This window comes from Pseudomonas palmensis, from assembly GCF_049942755.1.
Taxonomy (GTDB): domain Bacteria; phylum Pseudomonadota; class Gammaproteobacteria; order Pseudomonadales; family Pseudomonadaceae; genus Aquipseudomonas; species Aquipseudomonas palmensis.
Genome location: NZ_CP187958.1, coordinates 1,521,424 through 1,542,996 on the forward strand (window position 1 = coordinate 1,521,424; position 21,573 = coordinate 1,542,996).

Genomic DNA, 21,573 nt, shown 5'->3' on the forward strand with positions numbered 1-21,573 from the left:
GCCGAATCGTCGGCTGCGCCGGCGCCTTACACCTGTTCCAGCATCAGCCCGGAAATACGCTTGACCTTGCGCCGCACCGCCTCCTCGAAAATGCCCTGGCGCGGCTCTATCAGGCTGAAGCAGTCCTTGGCGCGGGTGATGCCGGTGTAGATCAGTTCCTTGGTCAACACCGGGTTCAAGGCGTCGGGAAGCACCAGAACCGTGTGGGAGAACTCCGAGCCCTGGGACTTGTGCACCGTCATGGCGTACACGGTTTCAACCTCACTTAACCGGCTGGGCAGGACGAATCTGACGCCGCCCTGGCCATCGTTCCGAGGAAACGCCACCCGCAGCAACGGTGTGGAGGCCTGGGCGTCCGGCAGGCGCAAGGCAATGCCGATATCGCCGTTCATCAGGCCCAGCCCATAGTCGTTGCGCGTCATCAGCACCGGGCGGCCTTCGTACCAGGGCTGTTCGCCATCGATCAGACCGGCCGCCGTCAGCACCTTGCCGACCCGCTGGTTCAGGCCCTCGACACCCCAGGGGCCCTTGCGCACCGCGCACAGCAGCTGGAAGCGCTCGAAGGCGCGCAGCACCTTCAGTGCCCACGCCTCCCAGCGTGGATCGTCAGCGGCGGTATCCGGCGCCGGGCGGGTCTGGCGAATCAGGTGCAGGTACTCACGATAGCCCTGCGGGCTGTCGCCACCGCGGCCCAGCCCCTGCAGCAGCAGGGTGTCGAGCTTGCGGTCGTGCTCGCCACTCAGGCGCAGGCTGTGCACGTCGGCAAGACCTTGCTCGAGCAGCGCACGGGCCTGCTCCGGCTGCTGGCCGTTGACCTGGCGCGCCAGCTGGCCGATACCGCTGCCCTCACCAAAGCGGCGCGAATGGCGCAACATCACCACTTGCTGGGGCAAGGGGTCGCGCTGGGCATCGCCCTCGACCAGGCCGCTGCCGGCCAGCGACTCGCCACTGACCTGCTCCAGCCAGCTGCGGGTGGCAGCGCTGTAGCGTCCGGCCTCGGCATCGCGACACAGGTCGCCCAGCACTGCGCCGGCCTCGACCGACGCCAGCTGGTCCTTGTCCCCGAGCAGAATCAGGCGCGCATGCCCCGGCATCGCCGCCAGCAGGTTGGCCATCATTTCCAGGTCGATCATCGAGGCCTCGTCGACCACCAGCACGTCCAGTGGCAACGGGTTGCCGGCGTGGTGACGAAAATGTCGCGAGCCCGGGCGGCTGCCCAGCAGGCGGTGCACGGTGGAGACATCGCTGGGGATGTTGCTGCGCACGCCGTCACTGACGGCCAGCCGCTCCACCTGCTGGCCGATGGATTCTGTAAGACGCGCCGCTGCCTTGCCGGTCGGTGCGGCCAGGCGGATACGCAACGGGCGCCCGACCTCCACGGCCGGGGCCTGCAACAGGGCCAGCAGGCGCACCACGGTGGTGGTCTTGCCGGTGCCGGGGCCGCCGGTGATGATGCTGAACGCACTGCGGGTGGCCAGCGCGCAGGCGAGCTTCTGCCAGTCGACCTGACCGGCCAGCGCCGAGCCTTCGAACAGCGCATCCAGGCGGGCGCGCAAATCGGCGGGCGTGGGTTCGGCCTGTTCCAGGCGTTCGCGCAGGGCACTGTCGATGCGCCGTTCATAGGCCCAGTAGCGGCGCAGGTACAGGCGCTGCCCACTCAACACCAGCGGGCGCGAGGCCTGTGCTTCACTGCTGCCCAGGGCAACCAGCGCGCTGCCTTGCAGGCGCTGGCACCAGGTGGCCAGATCGAGGCGCTCCAGCAGTTGCGAAGGCAGCAGCAAGGGGCCGGCCAGGGCATCGCCCTCGGGTGGCAACGACAGGGCAAAGTCAGGCTCGGCCAGGGTTTCGGCCAGGTCCAGGCACACGTGCCCGTGCCCCAACTGGTGGCTGGCCAGTGCGGCGGCCAGCAGCACCAGCGGGTCGGCCTGCGGGTCGCGTTCGCCGAGGAAAGCCACGAAGGCGCGGTCCAGTGCTCGCAGCCAGCCGCGCTCGACCCATCGATCGAGCAGCGCCAGCAGGTCGGCGCCCACCGTCAACGGCGCCAGGGCCGCCAGATGCCCGGCATCCAGAGGGGTGGGCAACAGGTCGTCGAACGTGCGGCTCATGCGCTGTCTCCGGAAAACAGATCAGGTTGCTGCGGTGCGCATGCGCCGCTGAACAGGGCATCGAGCCGCTCGATCAGCACGCGCGGCGGCTTGATGAAGTACAAGCCCTGGCTGGCCGCGTGCACCCCACGCAGGAACAGGAACACCGCGCCGCCCACATGCCGGTCGTAGTCGTAGTCGGGCAGGCGGGCACGCAGCTGACGGTGCAGGGCCAGCAGGTACAGCACGTACTGCAGGTCGTAGCGATGCTCGAGGATCGCGCCCTCCATCGCCAGCTCGCTGTAGGCCTGGTCGTCGGTGCCCAGCCAGTTGGACTTGTAGTCGGCCACGTAGTAGCGCCCGTCGTGCTCGAATGCCAGGTCGATGAAGCCCTTGAACATGCCATTGAGCAGCGCCGACTGTGCGGCCGGTCGGGCCGCGCCGTCGTGGGTGTGGGTGCATACCAGGCGGTCGAGGGCCAGCACGTCGACCTGATGGCTGGCGAACCAGAACTCCATCTCGATCTGGTACTGGCTCAACTGGCCCAGGGCAACCGGCGCACTGTCCGGTGCCAGGTGCAGCGGTGCGTTCAGCAGGTGTTCGAGCCAGTTGCCGAGGGTGTTGATCCAGCCGGTCCAGTCGCGCCGGTTGCAGCGCTGGGCCACGGTCTTGTGCAGTTGCTCGGGCGCCGCGACCACCTGGCCGAAGCCTTCGTGACCGGCCCATTCGAGCAGCCCGTGGAGGAAGGTGCCGGGGTTGGGGCCACGCGGGAAGCGGTGGATGTCGCCGCCCGTCGCCACGACTTCGCGCAGGGCCTGCGGATCGGCCGGTTCGTCATCGAGCAGTTGCTGGGCCTGGGAGCTGTCGGCGGTGAGCAGCTCCTCGCCGATGCGCAGTGCACTGTAGGAGGCGATCCACCAGTTCTCTGCGGCGCGGCGGCGCGGCTGGCGGGCCGGCAGCAGCTCGGCGGTGTTGCGCGGGGCCTGGTAGCGCTGGGTGTCGGCAATCGGCAATACCTGGCTGTGGATGGTCGCGCAACCTTCCTGCAATGCCTGCAGCCAGCCCTCAAGGGCGGTGGAAGCCGGCAGTACAGCGCCGCCGCCCAGCAGGTAGCCGAGCGCGCAGCGGTGCAGCAGCGACTCCTTGCCGGTGCCGCGCTTGAGGTCCGCCACCCCCAGCCAGCACGCGTGCTGGGCACGGGTCAGGGCCACGTAGAGCAGACGCAGGTCTTCGGCCAGGCGCTCGTCATCGGCCAGGGCGATCTGCTCGGCATCAGGGGTCAGGGTCAGCTGGGCATTGCCCTGGGCGTCGTGCCAGCCCAGGGGCAGGCGCTTTCCGTCCACCGGCTTGGCGGTGCTGATGAAGGGCAGGAACACCAGCGGGTATTCCAGCCCCTTGGATTTGTGGATGGTCACCACCTTGACCAGTTGCTCGTCGCTTTCCAGGCGCAGGATCTGTTCTTCACCGGCCTGGCCGGAGCTGGCCAGGTGTTCGCTCAGGTGGCGGATCAGCGCCTGCTCGCCGTCCAGCTCGGTGGCCGCCTGCTGCAGCAGCTCGGCCAGGTGCAGCAGGTTGGTCAGCACCCGTTCGCCATCGCTGCGGCGCATCAGTACCTGGGGCAGGTCGAAGTCGTGCAGCAGGTGACGCAGCATCGGCAGCACGCCCTGGGTGCGCCAGAGGTGGCGATAGTCGCGGAACTTCATGACCCAGTGTTCCCACACCCGCTCGTCCTGGTTGAGCTGGGCCAGCCGGGTCAGCGGCAGGTCGAGGGTGACGCTGGCCAGCGCCGCCTTGAGCAGGCGCTCGCTGTCGGGTTCGGCGCAGGCCTTGAGCCACGCCAGCAGGTCGTGGGCCTCCTGGGCGGCGAACACCGAGTCCTTGTCCGACAGGTAGACGCTGCGTACGTCGCGGGCGGCCAGTTCGGCGCGGATCAGCTGGGCCTCGCGACCGTCGCGAACCAGGATCGCAATGTCCGATGGCAAACAGCCACGCAACGCCTGGCCTGGCTGGACAAAGCCGCTGGTGCCCAGTTGGCCGCCGTTGAGCAGGCTGACGATCTGGGTGGCGCAGCTGGCGGCTACCTGTTGGCGATAGACCGCGCCGGACAGCGGCTCGTCGCTTGCCAGGTGCCACAGGTTGAGCGCTGCCAGGGGCTGCCCGTCGACCTGCAGGTGCTCCTTGCGCCCCTGCGCCCTGACCGCCACGAAGGGGACGGGGTTCTCGGCGCCGTCGCGGAACAGGAACGCCCCGCGACCGGCCTCGCGCTGTTCGGCGCGCATGAATACATGGTTGACCGCATCGACCATCGGCTGGCTTGAGCGGTAGTTGGTATCCAGGCTGTGCAGCCGTCCGTGGGTGGCGCGTCGGGCGCCCAGGTAGGTGAAGATGTCGGCGCCGCGGAAGGCATAGATGGCCTGCTTGGGGTCGCCGATCATGAACAGCCCGGTTTCGCGCACGTCCTCCTCGATGCGATAGATACGCTGGAAGATGCGGTACTGCACCGGGTCGGTGTCCTGGAATTCATCGATCAGGGCCACCGGGAACTGTTCGCGGATCAGCCCGGCCAGGCGCTCGCCGGCCGTCCCGCCCAAGGCCGAGTCGAGACGCAGCAGCATGTCGTCGAAGCCCATTTCGGCGCGGCGGCGCTTTTCCTGCTCGAAGCGTTTCGACACCCAGTTGGCAGCGTGTTCGAGCAGGCGGGCGTCCGGGGTCGGCAACGCCTGCAGCTCCAGGCGCAGGCCGGGCATGGCATCCAGCGCCGGGTGGCTGGGCGGCTCGCCCTTCCAGGCTTCGGCCATGCCTTGCGGGGTGAAGCGGGTGAACCCGGTGCCAATATCCAGCTCCACCGCCTGCTCGTCCTGGGCCCAGGCCGCGATCTTCTCGCACCAGGGTTCGAAATAGCGCGGCTGCATCTTGCGCCCGTCCACCTGCTTGGCGGCATGTGCGGCATGGCACAGTTGCAGCAGTTCCTGGGCCCACTGTGCCCAGGGCGCCTTGAGCTGGCGCAGCCGTTCGGCACGTTGTTGCACCACCGCTTCGATCAGCGCCTGTGGGTCGGCGCTGTCTTCCTCGCTCCGCGTGCGGCCGAACAGCGTGCGCACCCTGGGCAGCAATGCCTCGGGGCTGCTCCAGTGGCTGCGCACCCAGGCCAGGGCCTCGCCGTGCATGGGGTAGCAGAAGCGCCGCCAGTAGTCGCGCATGACCTGGCCGAGCAGCTCGCTGTGGTCGGTCTCCAGGGTCTGGGTGAACAGGCTGCCGCTGTCGAACGCGTGCTCGCGCAGCATCCGCTGGCACCAGCTGTGGATGGTCGAGACGGCGGCTTCGTCCATCCACTGCGCGGCAACGTCCAGGCGGTTGGCGCAGGCGGGCCAGGTGTCCGGGGCGTAGTGCTCGCGCAGTTGCACCAGCAAGGGGTCGGCTTCGGGCAGTTCGCCACGGAAGAACCGCGCCGCTTCGGCCAGGCGGGTGCGAATGCGCTCACGCAGCTCTTTGGTGGCCGCATCGGTGAAGGTCACCACCAGGATCTGTGGCGGCAGCAGCTCGCGCCCGAAGCCCTGCTCGCCGCCATGGCCGAGCACCAGGCGCAGGTACAAGGCAGAGATGGTGAAGGTCTTGCCGGTACCGGCACTGGCTTCGATCAGTTGGCTGCCGTGCAGCGGGAAGGTCAGTGCCAGCGGCGGCTGGTGTGCGTGGGCAGTCATGGATGCGCCTCTTCACTGCCCAGGCGTTGCCAGGCGGCTTCGAACATCGGCCGGTACAGTGCCTCGCACCAGCCCTCGAATTCTTCACTCGCGGTCAGCGCCGCGAAATCACTGAACTGCCGGGCCAGTGCGGTGCTTTCGCTGCGCTCGCCGCGGGTGTTCTGGCCGTCGCCGTCGTAGGCCTTGGCTGCGGCCGCCAGGGCTTTTTCAGGGTCACTCTGGCCGAGCCAGGTGAAGGCGGTCTTGATCGCCACCGGCAGCGGCGCATTCATGCCGGCCTGCCGGGCCACCAGCAGATCGCCGAGCAGTTCCGCGGCACGCGGTTGCTCCAGCGGGTCGAGCAACAGGGTCACGTCGGTGGCGACCACTGCGCTGCTCAACCGGTGCCCCACGGCACACGCTGCCAGGTGCATGACCCAGGTCGCCACCAGTCGGTGCCACTTGAGTGATTTGCCGCTGCTGATGCCGTTGGGCAAGGTGGTGATGCTCAGCAGCGCCTGGTCGTCACGCTGGTACACCCGCCCCAGCCAGCCTTCGAGCCGCAGCTGGCGATACTCGAAGCTGATCGGCAGCGCACTGTCGATCAGGGTTGGCCATTGGCCGAGCAGTTGAGCGTGTCGCAACAGCAGGTCGGGCAATGGCTCGATCAGTTCGGCCTGCAGGCATTCACCGAAGCCGGCCAGCGGCAGCATGCCGCTGCGTTGCAGGCGACGGGCCTGGGCCTGCAGGGCGTCGGTGCTGTTGGTGGGGTCGGCCAGGGCTGCGCCCAGCAAGCTTTCGCTCAGGCTGTAGCGCTGCAGGGCGTCGAGCACGAAGGGCTCTTCGTCGGCCAGGGGGGCTTCGGCGGCTTCGAAGAACACCTTCAGGCGCTGGCTGAAGAAGTGCCGAACGGGGTGGCGCATGAAGTCCTGGAGCAAGGTCAGGCTCAGGGGCTCTTCGGGCACGAAAGGCTCCAGTTGGTCGGCCTCGGTCGGCAGCTGCGTTGGCGGCAGGTGCAGGGCGCGCCATTCGCTGGCATAGCTGAACAGGTTGCTGTGCTTGTGGAAGTAGCGGGCGCTGAACGGTTGCAGGGGGTGTTCCTGCGTCAAGGCGTGCAAAAGTTGCAGACCGCCCTCCACAGGGTCGTCGGCCTTGGCCTTGGGGCTGCGCCAGCCGGTGGCGAGGTGATCGCGCAACTGGCCGATGAGCACCGACGCCGGCCGCTCGCTGTTGTCGCGAATGCTGCGGCCCACCCAGCTGACGTACAACTGCTCACGCGCCGACAGCAAGGCTTCGAGCAGCAGGTAACGGTCGTCCTCGCGTCGAGAGCGGTCGCCGGGGCGGTAGTCGCTGCCCATCAGGTCGAAGTCCAGCGGCGGCTGCGCACGCGGGTAGTCACCATCGTTCATGCCCAGCAGGCACACCACCTTGAAGGGGATGGCACGCATGGGCATCAGGGTGCAGAAGTTCACCGAGCCGGCCAGAAAGCGCTGGGACAAGCGCCCCTGGTCCAGGCCGGCGAGCCAGGCTTCGCGCACCACCGTCAACGGCAAGGCGTCCTCGAGCCCGACCGACTCGCAGGTTTGCAGCCAGGTTTCGCACAGGCCCTGCAGTTGCACCAGCAGGTAGTCATCGTGTTCGGTTTCGGCCAGGAAGAACACCTGCAGCAGGGCATGCAGGCGCGTGCCCCATTGCGCCGCCGGTGCCGGCTGCGAGAGCTCGGCATGGGCCACCTCGAGCGCATCGAGCAGGGCCACCAGCGGGCCGATCAGGGCAGCATCGAGGCCGCCGATTTCATCATAGGGTTCGATGTCGTCGCAGCTGTCGCCCGTGCCCACCGCATAGCCCAGCAGCATGCGGCGCAGGCCGAATCGCCAGCTGTTCTGCTCGAGGTCATCGGGCAGGCCCAGGCCGGCACGCTGCTGTGCATTGAGGCCCCAGCGCACGCCGGCCCCTTCGATCCAGCGGTGCAGCGTGGGCAGGTCGCTTTCCTTGATCGCGAAGCGGGCACGCAGGGCGGGAACATCCAGCAGATCGAGAATCTCGCTCACCGGGAAGCGGCTGTCCGGCAACTTGAGCAGGTGCTCCAGGGCAATCAGAAGCGGGTCGCGGCCGCGCTGGCCTTGGTCGGTCAGGGTGAAGGGAATGTAGCGCGGGTCGTTGCGCCCAAGCTGGCCGAACACGGCGCGGATGTGGGGCGCATAGGTGTTGATGTCCGGCAGCATCACGATCACGTCGCGCGGGCGCAGACCGGGGTCGGCGCTGAAGCGGGCGAGCAACTGGTCGTGCAGGATCTCGACCTCGCGCTGCGCGCTGTGGGCCACATGAAAACGCACCGAGCGGTCCTTGGCCGGGTCGACGGCGGGCCACAAGGCGCGGGTCTCGACCAATGGGCGCAGTTCGAGAATGTCGTCCTGCAACTGGTTGAGCAGAGTGGCCTGCCCGTTTTCGGTGAACAGGTCGATGCGCCCGTCACTGAACACGTTGCGATAGCTGCCCGGGTCATCGTAGCTGTCGAGCAGGTTGATGTAGTCCCGGCCCTGCTTGCCCCAGGCCGCAAGCAGCGGATGGGCATGCTGGTGCAGGGTGTCGGCGTCGATCAGGCTGGGCATGCCTTGCTTGCGCTGCTGGCGCTTGTACTGATGGCGCAGCAGGTCCTTGTCGGCGACGATATCGGCCCAGTGGTGACGGCAGGGGTTGTGCACGCATAGCAGCACCTGGCTGAAACGTGCCAGGCCTGCCAGCGCTTCAAGGGCCTGGGCCGGCAACGAAGAAATGCCGAACACGATGACCCGCGATGGCAGGCCCTTGGGGGCTTGTTCCAGTGCATTGATGCGCTCGACGAAACGCTGGTGCACGCCGGCACGGCTCTGGGCCATGCCTTCCTCTCCCACATCGAGCAGCAAGGCACGCCACAGCTCTGCCTGCCAGCAGTTGGCGGGGGCCAGCGCACGGGAGTCGCCACGAGCGTTGCTCAGCACGTGACGTCCGGCTGCCCAGTCCTTCAGCCAATCGGCACGGTACACCTGGTATTGGTCGAACAGGTCGGCAAGGCGCTCGGCCAGCTGGTAGCGCTTGCGCAGGTCGCTGTCATCGGTAAGAAAGCGCTGCAACGGCTCGAAATGCGGCTGGTTGATCACTTCCGGCAGCAGGCGCATCAGGCGCCAGGTCAAGGGCGCCTTGTCGAGCGGGGAGGTTTCAGGAATCTCTTCGCGGCCAAGTACCCGGCGGTACAGCTGCCACATGAAGCTACCAGGCAATTGCACATCGATGGCGGCCGCGATGCCGCAACCGCCCTGGTCATCGTCCTGCGGGTCTTCGGCCAGGGCCAGCTTGAGCCACTGGGCGATACCGTTGCTCTGCACCAGCACCATCTCGTTTTCCAGGGGTGCCAGCGGATAACGCCGCATCAGGCTCACCACCAGGCCACGCAGTTCATCCAGGTGGTTGCCGTGAACGACCATGAATCCCGGTTGAAGCGTGCTTGCATGCGGCATGGGGCATCCCTTGGGCTGTGCGGATTTTGGGGGGAACCTTATCACGGTCTGCGTACAGACCGAGGGCCTGCAGCTTTTCGGCCCACAAAGACAAAACCCCTACCTGCAGATGCAGATAGGGGTTTCGGAATTTAATCTTGACGATGACCTACTCTCACATGGGGAAACCCCACACTACCATCGGCGATGCATCGTTTCACTACTGAGTTCGGGATGGGATCAGGTGGTTCCAATGCTCTATGGTCGTCAAGAAATTCTGTTGCCAGAAGGTCTTGTTCAGACACTCCAGCGAATCGGGTATGTGATGTTTGTGAGTTACAAATCTTCGGCTTACTGTGTCTTCACAACACCGCAATCTGGTCGTTCGACGCAAATTGCTTGGGTGTTATATGGTCAAGCCTCACGGGCAATTAGTATTGGTTAGCTCAACGCCTCACAGCGCTTACACACCCAACCTATCAACGTCGTAGTCTTCGACGGCCCTTCAGGGAGCTCAAGGCTCCAGTGAGATCTCATCTTGAGGCAAGTTTCCCGCTTAGATGCTTTCAGCGGTTATCTCTTCCGAACATAGCTACCCGGCAATGCCACTGGCGTGACAACCGGAACACCAGAGGTTCGTCCACTCCGGTCCTCTCGTACTAGGAGCAGCCCCTCTCAAATCTCAAACGTCCACGGCAGATAGGGACCGAACTGTCTCACGACGTTCTAAACCCAGCTCGCGTACCACTTTAAATGGCGAACAGCCATACCCTTGGGACCGGCTTCAGCCCCAGGATGTGATGAGCCGACATCGAGGTGCCAAACACCGCCGTCGATATGAACTCTTGGGCGGTATCAGCCTGTTATCCCCGGAGTACCTTTTATCCGTTGAGCGATGGCCCTTCCATACAGAACCACCGGATCACTAAGACCTACTTTCGTACCTGCTCGACGTGTCTGTCTCGCAGTCAAGCGCGCTTTTGCCTTTATACTCTACGACCGATTTCCGACCGGTCTGAGCGCACCTTCGTACTCCTCCGTTACTCTTTAGGAGGAGACCGCCCCAGTCAAACTACCCACCATACACTGTCCTCGATCCGGATAACGGACCTGAGTTAGAACCTCAAAGTTGCCAGGGTGGTATTTCAAGGATGGCTCCACGCAGACTGGCGTCCACGCTTCAAAGCCTCCCACCTATCCTACACAAGCAAATTCAAAGTCCAGTGCAAAGCTATAGTAAAGGTTCACGGGGTCTTTCCGTCTAGCCGCGGATACACTGCATCTTCACAGCGATTTCAATTTCACTGAGTCTCGGGTGGAGACAGCGCCGCCATCGTTACGCCATTCGTGCAGGTCGGAACTTACCCGACAAGGAATTTCGCTACCTTAGGACCGTTATAGTTACGGCCGCCGTTTACCGGGGCTTCGATCAAGAGCTTCGCGTTAGCTAACCCCATCAATTAACCTTCCGGCACCGGGCAGGCGTCACACCCTATACGTCCACTTTCGTGTTTGCAGAGTGCTGTGTTTTTAATAAACAGTCGCAGCGGCCTGGTATCTTCGACCGGCATGAGCTTACGGAGCAAGTCCTTCACCCTCACCGGCGCACCTTCTCCCGAAGTTACGGTGCCATTTTGCCTAGTTCCTTCACCCGAGTTCTCTCAAGCGCCTTGGTATTCTCTACCCAACCACCTGTGTCGGTTTGGGGTACGGTTCCTGGTTACCTGAAGCTTAGAAGCTTTTCTTGGAAGCATGGCATCAACCACTTCGTCGCCTAATGGCAACTCGTCATCAGCTCTCGGCCTTAAGATCCCGGATTTACCTAAGATCTCAGCCTACCACCTTAAACTTGGACAACCAACGCCAAGCTGGCCTAGCCTTCTCCGTCCCTCCATCGCAATAACCAGAAGTACAGGAATATTAACCTGTTTTCCATCGACTACGCTTTTCAGCCTCGCCTTAGGGACCGACTAACCCTGCGTCGATTAACGTTGCGCAGGAAACCTTGGTCTTTCGGCGTGGGAGTTTTTCACTCCCATTGTCGTTACTCATGTCAGCATTCGCACTTCTGATACCTCCAGCAAGCTTCTCAACTCACCTTCACAGGCTTACAGAACGCTCCTCTACCGCATCACCTAAGTGATACCCGTAGCTTCGGTGTATGGTTTGAGCCCCGTTACATCTTCCGCGCAGGCCGACTCGACTAGTGAGCTATTACGCTTTCTTTAAAGGGTGGCTGCTTCTAAGCCAACCTCCTAGCTGTCTAAGCCTTCCCACATCGTTTCCCACTTAACCATAACTTTGGGACCTTAGCTGACGGTCTGGGTTGTTTCCCTTTTCACGACGGACGTTAGCACCCGCCGTGTGTCTCCCATGCTCGGCACTTGTAGGTATTCGGAGTTTGCATCGGTTTGGTAAGTCGGGATGACCCCCTAGCCGAAACAGTGCTCTACCCCCTACAGTGATACATGAGGCGCTACCTAAATAGCTTTCGAGGAGAACCAGCTATCTCCGAGCTTGATTAGCCTTTCACTCCGATCCACAGGTCATCCGCTAACTTTTCAACGGTAGTCGGTTCGGTCCTCCAGTCAGTGTTACCTAACCTTCAACCTGCCCATGGATAGATCGCCCGGTTTCGGGTCTATACCCAGCGACTAAACGCCCTATTAAGACTCGCTTTCGCTACGCCTCCCCTATTCGGTTAAGCTCGCCACTGAATATAAGTCGCTGACCCATTATACAAAAGGTACGCAGTCACCTAACAAGTAGGCTCCCACTGCTTGTACGCATACGGTTTCAGGATCTATTTCACTCCCCTCTCCGGGGTTCTTTTCGCCTTTCCCTCACGGTACTGGTTCACTATCGGTCAGTCAGTAGTATTTAGCCTTGGAGGATGGTCCCCCCATATTCAGACAAAGTTTCTCGTGCTCCGTCCTACTCGATTTCATGACTAAGAGATTTTCGCGTACAGGGCTATCACCCACTATGGCCGCACTTTCCAGAGCGTTCCGCTAATCTCAAAGCCACTTAAGGGCTAGTCCCCGTTCGCTCGCCACTACTAAGGGAATCTCGGTTGATTTCTTTTCCTCAGGGTACTTAGATGTTTCAGTTCCCCTGGTTCGCCTCTTGCACCTATGTATTCAGTACAAGATACCTGACTTATGCCAGGTGGGTTCCCCCATTCAGAGATCTCCGGATCAAAGTCTGTTTGCCGACTCCCCGAAGCTTATCGCAGGCTACCACGTCTTTCATCGCCTCTGACTGCCAAGGCATCCACCGTATGCGCTTCTTCACTTGACCATATAACCCCAAGCAATCTGGTTATACTGTGAAGACAACATTCGCCGAAAACTTGTAATTACTCACAAATTTTACCTTAGCCTGAACATACACCAGTGAAAGTGCTGTCCAGTCTATCTTTCTATCACATACCCAAATTTTTAAAGAACGATTCTGATAAAGTTCAGAAATCAATATTCGACGCGAATATTCATTTCTAAGCTTTGACAAACTGGCAAGCGGGGTGGTGGAGCCAAGCGGGATCGAACCGCTGACCTCCTGCGTGCAAGGCAGGCGCTCTCCCAGCTGAGCTATGGCCCCAGCAAATTGGTGGGTCTGGGCAGATTCGAACTGCCGACCTCACCCTTATCAGGGGTGCGCTCTAACCAACTGAGCTACAGACCCAATCGAAGGTTGCTAACCTAATCGTCTTCTTCAATGAATCAAGCAATTCGTGTGGGAGCTTATGAGACAGCTGATGTCGTCGATTAAGGAGGTGATCCAGCCGCAGGTTCCCCTACGGCTACCTTGTTACGACTTCACCCCAGTCATGAATCACACCGTGGTAACCGTCCTCCCGAAGGTTAGACTAGCTACTTCTGGTGCAACCCACTCCCATGGTGTGACGGGCGGTGTGTACAAGGCCCGGGAACGTATTCACCGCGACATTCTGATTCGCGATTACTAGCGATTCCGACTTCACGCAGTCGAGTTGCAGACTGCGATCCGGACTACGATCGGTTTTGTGAGATTAGCTCCACCTCGCGGCTTGGCGACCCTCTGTACCGACCATTGTAGCACGTGTGTAGCCCAGGCCGTAAGGGCCATGATGACTTGACGTCATCCCCACCTTCCTCCGGTTTGTCACCGGCAGTCTCCTTAGAGTGCCCACCATAACGTGCTGGTAACTAAGGACAAGGGTTGCGCTCGTTACGGGACTTAACCCAACATCTCACGACACGAGCTGACGACAGCCATGCAGCACCTGTCTCAATGTTCCCGAAGGCACCAATCCATCTCTGGAAAGTTCATTGGATGTCAAGGCCTGGTAAGGTTCTTCGCGTTGCTTCGAATTAAACCACATGCTCCACCGCTTGTGCGGGCCCCCGTCAATTCATTTGAGTTTTAACCTTGCGGCCGTACTCCCCAGGCGGTCAACTTAATGCGTTAGCTGCGCCACTAAAATCTCAAGGATTCCAACGGCTAGTTGACATCGTTTACGGCGTGGACTACCAGGGTATCTAATCCTGTTTGCTCCCCACGCTTTCGCACCTCAGTGTCAGTATGAGCCCAGGTGGTCGCCTTCGCCACTGGTGTTCCTTCCTATATCTACGCATTTCACCGCTACACAGGAAATTCCACCACCCTCTGCCCTACTCTAGCTCGCCAGTTTTGGATGCAGTTCCCAGGTTGAGCCCGGGGATTTCACATCCAACTTAACGAACCACCTACGCGCGCTTTACGCCCAGTAATTCCGATTAACGCTTGCACCCTCTGTATTACCGCGGCTGCTGGCACAGAGTTAGCCGGTGCTTATTCTGTCGGTAACGTCAAAACAGCAAGGTATTCGCTTACTGCCCTTCCTCCCAACTTAAAGTGCTTTACAATCCGAAGACCTTCTTCACACACGCGGCATGGCTGGATCAGGCTTTCGCCCATTGTCCAATATTCCCCACTGCTGCCTCCCGTAGGAGTCTGGACCGTGTCTCAGTTCCAGTGTGACTGATCATCCTCTCAGACCAGTTACGGATCGTAGCCTTGGTGAGCCATTACCTCACCAACTAGCTAATCCGACCTAGGCTCATCTGATAGCGCAAGGCCCGAAGGTCCCCTGCTTTCTCCCGTAGGACGTATGCGGTATTAGCGTTCCTTTCGAAACGTTGTCCCCCACTACCAGGCAGATTCCTAGGTATTACTCACCCGTCCGCCGCTGAATCGAAGAGCAAGCTCTTCTCATCCGCTCGACTTGCATGTGTTAGGCCTGCCGCCAGCGTTCAATCTGAGCCATGATCAAACTCTTCAGTTCAATACTGCTTGGGTTTTGAGAAAACCCTAAACTTGGCTCAGCATTCTCAAATGACCTACTTTCAAATCTTTCGATTTTCGTGCAGTCACTTGTGATGCTGATAATCTTTCTGACTATCAGTCTGAGCTCACAAGCACCCACACGAATTGCTTGATTCAATTGTTAAAGAGCGGTTGGTCAAGAACTTTTCGTCTCAACCGAGGCGCGCATTCTACGCTTTCCTCAGAGTCTGTCAAGCGTTTATTTTGAAGTTTTTCGTTTCACTTCAAACACTTGACTCGCTTCGATCTCTCGTAGCGGGAGGCGAATTCTACAGCGTTACAACCTGCTGTCAACCACCTTTTTCACCGCTGCCGATCTTTCGATCGAAGCACCTCCAGCCTGACCTGAAACGTCCAACTCTTTGATATTCAAGGAGTTTTTCGTTCCTGCTACGCTGGAAGTGGGGCGAAGTATAAAGACTTCTGGAAACCCGTCAAGCGCTATTCGCAATAAATCTGTCACATCGGTCAAAAACGCTGAAAAACAAAAGAGGGAGGCCTTGCGGCCTCCCTCCTTTCAGCCCGCCCTCAAAGGCTTGGGAATGCGAACTGCGATGCTTCATGGCTGGCGCGCTGCGGCCAACGCTGGGTGATCGCCTTGCGCCGGGTATAGAAGCGCACGCCATCCGGGCCGTAGGCATGCAGGTCGCCAAACAGCGAGCGCTTCCAGCCACCGAAGCTGTGATAGGCCACCGGCACCGGCAACGGAACGTTGACCCCCACCATGCCCACTTCGATCTCGTCGCAGAACAGACGCGCCGCTTCCCCATCACGGGTGAAGATGCAGGTGCCGTTGCCGTATTCATGATCGTTGATCAACTGCATGGCCTGCTCGAGGCTGTTCACCCGTACCACACACAGCACCGGGCCGAAGATCTCTTCCTTATAGATACGCATCTCGGGGCTGACCCGATCGAACAGCGTACCGCCCACGAAGTAACCTTGCTCATGCCCCGCAACACTGTAGCCGCGGCCGTCCACCACCAATTCGGCACCGGCAGCCAGGCCGTCATCGATATAGCCAACCACCTTGTCGCGCGCAGCCGCAGTCACCAGCGGCCCCATGTCCAGACCGCAACTGGTACCGGCACCGATCTTCAGCGCCTTGATCTGCGGCACCAGCTTGGCCACCAGTGCATCGGCCACCTGGTCACCCACGCACACCGCTACCGAGATTGCCATGCAGCGTTCACCGCACGAACCGTACGCCGCGCCCATCAGTGCGCTGACCGCGTTGTCCAGGTCGGCATCGGGCATCAGCACCGCGTGGTTCTTCGCACCACCCAGCGCCTGCACACGCTTGCCACGACGAGTGCCCTCGGCATAGATGTACTCGGCAATCGGCGTGGAGCCCACAAAGCTCAGCGCCTTGACCTCTGGGGCTTCGATCAGCGCGTCCACCGCCACCTTGTCGCCATGCACCACGTTCAGCACGCCCTTGGGCAAGCCGGCTTCCAGCAACAGCTGGGCAATGAACAGCGACGAGCTCGGATCGCGCTCGGACGGTTTGAGAATGAAGCAGTTGCCACAGGCAATCGCCAGCGGGTACATCCACAGCGGCACCATGGCCGGGAAGTTGAACGGGGTGATCCCCGCAACGATGCCCAGCGGCTGGAAGTCGGACCATGCATCGATGTTCGGGCCCACGTTGCGGCTGTATTCGCCTTTGAGCACTTCGGGGGCAGCGCAGGCGAACTCGACGTTCTCGATACCGCGCTTGAGTTCACCCGCCGCATCCTCGAGGGTCTTGCCATGCTCTTCGCTGATCATCTGCGCAATGCGCGACTCGTTCTGCTCAAGCAGTTGCTTGAAGCGAAACATCACCTGGGCCCGCTTGGCCGGCGGGGTATTGCGCCAGGCCGGGAATGCCGACTTGGCCGAATCGATGGCCTGCTGCACGGTTTCCCGGCTGGCCAGCGCCACCTTGCGTACCGCCTGGCCGGTGGACGGGTTGAACACATCGGCGGTGCGCTCACCGCTTGAAACCATTTCACCGTGGATCAGATGCTGAACAATGCTCATGCAGAACTCCAGAAAGGGGGTTCAGGCGCGGCACCGCGCGCCTGCTTATATAAAGAGAGGGATCAGCCGACCTGGTTGATCGCTTCGCCCACCGCATCGAACAGGCGATCCAGTTCTTGCGGGGTGGTGTTGAAAGTCGGGCCGAACTGCAGGGTGTCGCCGCCGTAGCGAACATAGAAGCCGGCGTTCCACAGCTTCATGGCGATCTCGAACGGACGCACGATGGCATCCCCGTCCCGCGCGGCAATCTGGATGGCACCGGCCAGGCCGTAGTTGCGAATGTCGACGATGTTCTTCGCGCCCTTGACTCCGTGCAGCACACGTTCGAAATGCGGTGCCAGGTCGGCAGCCGACTGCACCAGGTTCTCCTTCTCCAGCAGGTCGAGTGCAGCCAGGCCGGCAGCGCAGGCAACCGGGTGCGCGGAGTAGGTGTAGCCGTGCGGGAATTCGACCGCGTATTCCGGGGTCGGCTGGTTCATGAAGGTCTGGTAGATCTCGCTGCTGGCGATCACCGCGCCCATCGGGATGGCGCCGTTGGTAACCTGCTTGGCGATACACATCAGGTCGGGCGTCACACCAAAGGCGTCGGCACCGAACATGGCACCCATACGGCCAAAACCGGTGATCACTTCGTCGAAGATCAGCAGAATGTTGTGCTGGTCGCATATCTCGCGCAGGCGCTTGAGGTAGCCCTTGGGCGGTGGCAGTACACCGGCGGAGCCGGCCAGCGGCTCGACGATCAGTGCCGCGATGTTCGACGCATCGTGCAGCTCGATCAGCTTGAGCATCTCGTCGGCCAGGGCGATACCGCCCTCCTCCGGCATCCCCTTGCTGAATGCGTTGCCCGGCAGCAGGGTGTGCGGGATATGGTCCACATCCAGCAACTGGCCGAACATCTTGCGGTTGCCGTTGACGCCGCCCAGGCTGGTGCCGGCGATGTTCACGCCGTGGTAGCCACGGGCACGGCCGATCAGCTTGGTCTTGGTCGCCTGGCCTTTGAGGCGCCAGTAGGCACGCACCATCTTCAGCGCGGTATCGGCGCATTCGGAACCGGAGTTGGTATAGAAGACGTGGTTCAGGTTGCCCGGGGTCAGGTCGGTGATCTTCTCGGCCAGCTGGAACGACAGCGGGTGGCCGAACTGGAAGGCCGGCGAATAATCCAGCACACCCAGCTGACGCGACACCGCTTCCTGAATCTGCTTGCGGGTATGCCCGGCGCCGCAGGTCCACAGCCCCGACAGCGCATCATAGATCTTGCGCCCCTTGTCATCCGTCAGGTAGCTGCCTTCGGCGGCGACGATCAGGCGCGGGTCGCGCTGAAAGTTGCGGTTGGCGGTATAGGGCATCCAGTGCGCATCCAGCTTGAGCTGGCTGGCAAGGCCGAGGGGAGCGTTTTCAGGCAGATTCATGGGACAAACCTCGCAAGGCAATGAGCAACATGAGGGAGGCAAACGTTGTTGCAGCTAAGTTGTCACGGGGATAAAGTCTGAAAAAGCCTACTTTTCTAATCTTCAGTTAGCTGGACACTAAACTATGAGCCGTCGCCCGGAGCCGCTTGCGCAGGTCAGTGATTTCGACATCCGTCTGTTGAAAATCTACCGCAGCGTGGTGGAATGCGGCGGCTTCTCCGCAGCCGAGAACGTGCTGGGCATCGGCCGCTCGGCCATCAGCCAGCAGATGAGCGACCTGGAGCAACGCCTGGGCCTGCGCCTGTGTCAGCGCGGCCGTGCCGGGTTCTCGCTGACCGAAGAGGGCCGCGAGGTGTACCAGAGCGCACTGCAACTGCTCGGCGCGCTGGAAAGCTTTCGCACCGAAGTCAACGGCCTGCACCAGCACTTGCGCGGCGAGCTGAACATCGGCCTCACCGACAACCTGGTGACCCTGCCGCACATGCGCATCACCCATGCCCTGGCGCAGCTCAAGGACCGGGGGCCGGAGGTACGCATCCAGATCCGCATGATCGCTCCCAGCCAGGTCGAACAGGGCGTGCTCGACGGCAGCCTGCACGTCGGCGTGGTCCCCCAGACCAGCCCGCTGTCGGGGCTCGAGTACCAGCCACTGTACAGTGAGCGCTCACTGCTCTATTGCGCGGTCGGGCACCCGCTGTTCTATGCCGATGACCGCCAGCTGGACGACGACCGCCTCAACAGCCAGGACGCGATCGCCCCCACCTTCCGCCTGCCGGCCGAGATCCAGGCCCAGTATCAGGACCTGCACTGCACCGCCAGCGCCTCGGACCGCGAAGGCATGGCGTTCCTGATTCTTACCGGGCGCTACATCGGCTACCTGCCCGACCACTACGCCAACGCCTGGGTACAGCAGGGGCGCCTGCGCGCCCTCAAACCCGACGAACGCTTCTATGACCTGAGCCTGTGCTGGGTTACCCGCAAGGGACGGCGCCCGCACCTGGTGCTCGAGAGCTTCCTGGACAGCCTGGCGGCCACCCGCTGATGCGGTTTATCGGCTTTTTCGCCGATGAGCGCTTGCCCGCCTGCCACGGCTGGGTTATCAGTGCATGTGCCACACTACCCCGCTCTGTCCGGAATCGCCCATGACCTTCGAAGTCCCCGCACACCGCCTCCAGGCTGCCAGGCCTGCCGGCCGTATCCGCCAGAAGAACGAGCAGGCCATCATCCAGGCTGCCGAAGACGAGTTCGCCCGTCACGGCTTCAAGGGCACCAGCATGAACACCATCGCGCTGAACGCCGGGCTGCCCAAGGCCAACCTGCACTATTACTTCACCAACAAGCTGGGCCTGTACGTGGCGGTGCTGAGCAACATCATCGAGTTGTGGGACAGCACCTTCAACACCCTGAGTGCCGACGACGACCCGGCCGAGGCGCTGAGCCGCTACATTCGCGCCAAGATGGAATTCTCGCGGCGCAACCCGCAGGCCTCGCGGATCTTCGCCATGGAGATCATCAGCGGCGGCCAGTGCCTGACCGACTACTTCAGCCAGGACTACCGCGACTGGTTCAAGGGCCGGGCCGCCGTGTTCGAAAGCTGGATGAATGCCGGCAAGATGGACCGCCTCGACCCGGTACACCTGATCTTCCTGCTCTGGGGCAGCACCCAGCACTATGCCGACTTCTCCACACAGATCTGCCAGGTAACCGGCCGCAGCCGCCTGACCAAGCAGGACATGGAAGACGCCAGCAACAACCTTATCCACATCATCCTCAAAGGCTGTGGCCTGACCCCACCGAACTGAACCCTGCTTATGCCTTTTACCCTGTTGGACACTTGCGAGTTTCGTGAAGAGATCCGCAAGAGCCGCTTCATCACCCTGGCCGGCCCCATCAGCAGCCCGGCCGAGGCCCAGGCCTTCATCGAACGGCACAGCGACCTGGCCGCCACCCACAACTGCTGGGCCTGGAAACTGGGGGCGCAGTACCGCAGCAGCGACGACGGCGAACCCGGCGGTACGGCCGGGCGCCCGATCCTGGCGGCCATCGAGGCGCAGGACTGCGACCAGGTAGTGGTGCTGGTGATTCGCTGGTACGGCGGCATTCAGCTGGGCACCGGTGGCCTGGCCCGGGCCTATGGCGGTGGCGCCAACAAGTGCCTGCAACAGGCCGAAAAGCGCCTGCTGGTAAGCCGTGTCGAGCTGCACTGCAGTTGCGCATTCAGCGAACTGGCCCTGCTCAAGCTACGCGTCGCCGAAGCCGACGGCCTGGTGATGGACGAGCAGTTCACCGCCAACGGTGTCGACCTGTTGCTGGCGCTTGGCGAGGAGCAGATCGAACCGGTGCAACGACAACTGGCCGACCTGAGCCGCGGGCGCATTCTGCTCGAACGGCGCTGACACTTGCCCACATCCACTGTGGGCCCGGCTGTGGATAACCTCTTAGCACTCGGCTGCAGCCCTTCTGGATCAAGGCTCGCAGAGAAACGATCATATTTTGATCAAGATTTGATGACAGGCCATCAAGCGGCGTCGAATCAGTGACTTATCCCCAGCCAGGTGTCCTCGAGGGCCGGCTCCATGGCCACAAAACCGTGCCTGGCGCTTGCACACAAATACTGTGGAGCAAGCTGTGGATAAACCGTGAGCGCCTGCGCCAAAGGCCTGCCGGCCAATGCTCAGCGTCGATTGATCATTTTATGAGCAGCCTCCAGGCCATGCTACGCTGCGTATTCTCTGCCCACCTGTACGGAGTTATCCCATGACCGCCCCCAAAACCGCACTGATCATTGGCGCATCCCGTGGCCTGGGCCTTGGCCTTGTGCAGCGCCTGCGCGAGCAGGGCTGGAACGTGACCGCCACCGTTCGGGCCCCTGCCAGGGCCCCTGCGCTGGCCGCGGTGCCCGGCGTACAGGTCGAGACCCTGGAAATGAACAGCACCGATCAGCTCGATGCACTGCAGGCGCGCCTCAAGGGTCAGACCTTCGACCTGCTGTTCGTCAATGCGGGGGTCAAGGGCCCTGATGACCAGAACCCGGAGCGGGTACAACTGGCGGATATCGGCGAACTGTTCATGACCAACAGCGTCGCGCCGATTCGCGTGGCGCAGCGCTTGAGCCCGCAGCTCAACGACAAGGGTGGGGTCATCGCCTTCATGAGCTCGGTGCTGGGCAGCGTGAGCATCCCCGACGCGCCCGACCTGGCCCTGTACAAGGCCAGCAAGGCGGCGCTCAATTCCATGATCAACAGCTTCGTCGTGCAGCTGGGCGACACCGGCCTGACCGTGCTGGCCATGCACCCGGGCTGGGTCCAGACCGACATGGGCGGCGAAGGCGCTGAAATCGACGTGCCTACCAGCACGGGCGGGATGGTTGAACAGGTCACCCTCAACAGCGGCAAGGGTGGCCTGCATTTCATCAACTACAAGGGCGAGAAACTGATCTGGTGATCTGACGCGCGGTGGGTGTAGACTCGGCCCTTCGCCCACCGCGGCGGACCTGGATCAGCAGACAGGGCAACACTGAGCTGGCTAACCTGAACCCACTTTCAGAGGAGCCGGC

9 protein-coding genes, 2 tRNA genes and 3 rRNA genes are annotated in these 21,573 nt (G+C 62.0%); 4 read left to right on the forward strand and 10 right to left on the reverse strand.

What is annotated here, in order from left to right:
* Positions 1-26: 26 nt before the first annotated feature.
* The 10 genes from recD to ACPRTJ_RS07015 form a co-directional block, all read right to left on the reverse strand.
* Positions 27-2,105 (reverse strand): exodeoxyribonuclease V subunit alpha, encoded by a 2,079-nt coding sequence (gene recD, locus ACPRTJ_RS06970; protein ID WP_426428458.1) that lies wholly within the window; start codon positions 2,103-2,105, stop codon positions 27-29.
* Entirely contained in the window at positions 2,102-5,785 is a 3,684-nt protein-coding gene (recB, locus tag ACPRTJ_RS06975) for an exodeoxyribonuclease V subunit beta (RefSeq protein ID WP_426428459.1), read from the reverse strand. The genes recD and recB overlap by 4 nt, the downstream gene beginning before the upstream one ends.
* Positions 5,782-9,261: an exodeoxyribonuclease V subunit gamma gene (gene recC / locus ACPRTJ_RS06980; RefSeq protein WP_426428461.1), complete on the reverse strand. Its 3,480-nt coding sequence runs from the start codon at positions 9,259-9,261 to the stop codon at positions 5,782-5,784. The genes recB and recC overlap by 4 nt, the downstream gene beginning before the upstream one ends.
* 135 nt (positions 9,262-9,396) lie before the next feature.
* A 5S ribosomal RNA gene (rrf, locus tag ACPRTJ_RS06985) occupies positions 9,397-9,512 on the reverse strand.
* Between the two features lie 138 nt (positions 9,513-9,650).
* Positions 9,651-12,540 (reverse strand): 23S ribosomal RNA (locus tag ACPRTJ_RS06990).
* A gap of 224 nt (positions 12,541-12,764) precedes the next feature.
* A tRNA-Ala gene (locus tag ACPRTJ_RS06995) sits at positions 12,765-12,840 on the reverse strand.
* Between the two features lie 7 nt (positions 12,841-12,847).
* Positions 12,848-12,924: transfer RNA gene (locus ACPRTJ_RS07000), tRNA-Ile, on the reverse strand.
* A gap of 84 nt (positions 12,925-13,008) precedes the next feature.
* A 16S ribosomal RNA gene (locus tag ACPRTJ_RS07005) occupies positions 13,009-14,545 on the reverse strand.
* Together the 16S, 23S and 5S rRNA genes with 2 tRNA genes alongside form the textbook arrangement of a ribosomal RNA operon.
* A 569-nt stretch (positions 14,546-15,114) precedes the next feature.
* Positions 15,115-16,608 carry a CoA-acylating methylmalonate-semialdehyde dehydrogenase gene (locus tag ACPRTJ_RS07010; protein WP_043860970.1) on the reverse strand — a complete coding sequence of 498 codons (1,494 nt, stop codon included), beginning with the start codon at positions 16,606-16,608 and terminating at the stop codon, positions 15,115-15,117.
* Between the two features lie 62 nt (positions 16,609-16,670).
* Complete coding sequence (locus ACPRTJ_RS07015) at positions 16,671-18,017, reverse strand: aspartate aminotransferase family protein (RefSeq protein ID WP_043860969.1); 1,347 nt, start codon at positions 18,015-18,017, stop codon at positions 16,671-16,673.
* Positions 18,018-18,141: 124 nt separating this feature from the next.
* On the opposite strand from ACPRTJ_RS07015, the gene ACPRTJ_RS07020 reads away from it, so the two are divergent.
* The 4 genes from ACPRTJ_RS07020 (at position 18,142) to ACPRTJ_RS07035 (ending at position 21,461) form a co-directional block, all read left to right on the forward strand.
* Positions 18,142-19,059 (forward strand): LysR family transcriptional regulator, encoded by a 918-nt coding sequence (locus tag ACPRTJ_RS07020; protein ID WP_043860968.1) that lies wholly within the window; start codon positions 18,142-18,144, stop codon positions 19,057-19,059.
* 100 nt (positions 19,060-19,159) lie between these two features.
* Complete coding sequence (locus tag ACPRTJ_RS07025) at positions 19,160-19,819, forward strand: TetR/AcrR family transcriptional regulator (RefSeq protein WP_043860967.1); 660 nt, start codon at positions 19,160-19,162, stop codon at positions 19,817-19,819.
* Between the two features lie 9 nt (positions 19,820-19,828).
* The gene (locus tag ACPRTJ_RS07030; protein WP_043860966.1) at positions 19,829-20,413 is read left to right on the forward strand and encodes an IMPACT family protein; all 585 of its coding nucleotides are present in this window, start codon (positions 19,829-19,831) and stop codon (positions 20,411-20,413) included.
* A 361-nt stretch (positions 20,414-20,774) separates the two neighbouring features.
* The gene (locus tag ACPRTJ_RS07035; RefSeq protein ID WP_426428462.1) at positions 20,775-21,461 is read left to right on the forward strand and encodes an SDR family oxidoreductase; all 687 of its coding nucleotides are present in this window, start codon (positions 20,775-20,777) and stop codon (positions 21,459-21,461) included.
* The last annotated feature ends 112 nt before the right edge of the window (positions 21,462-21,573 follow it).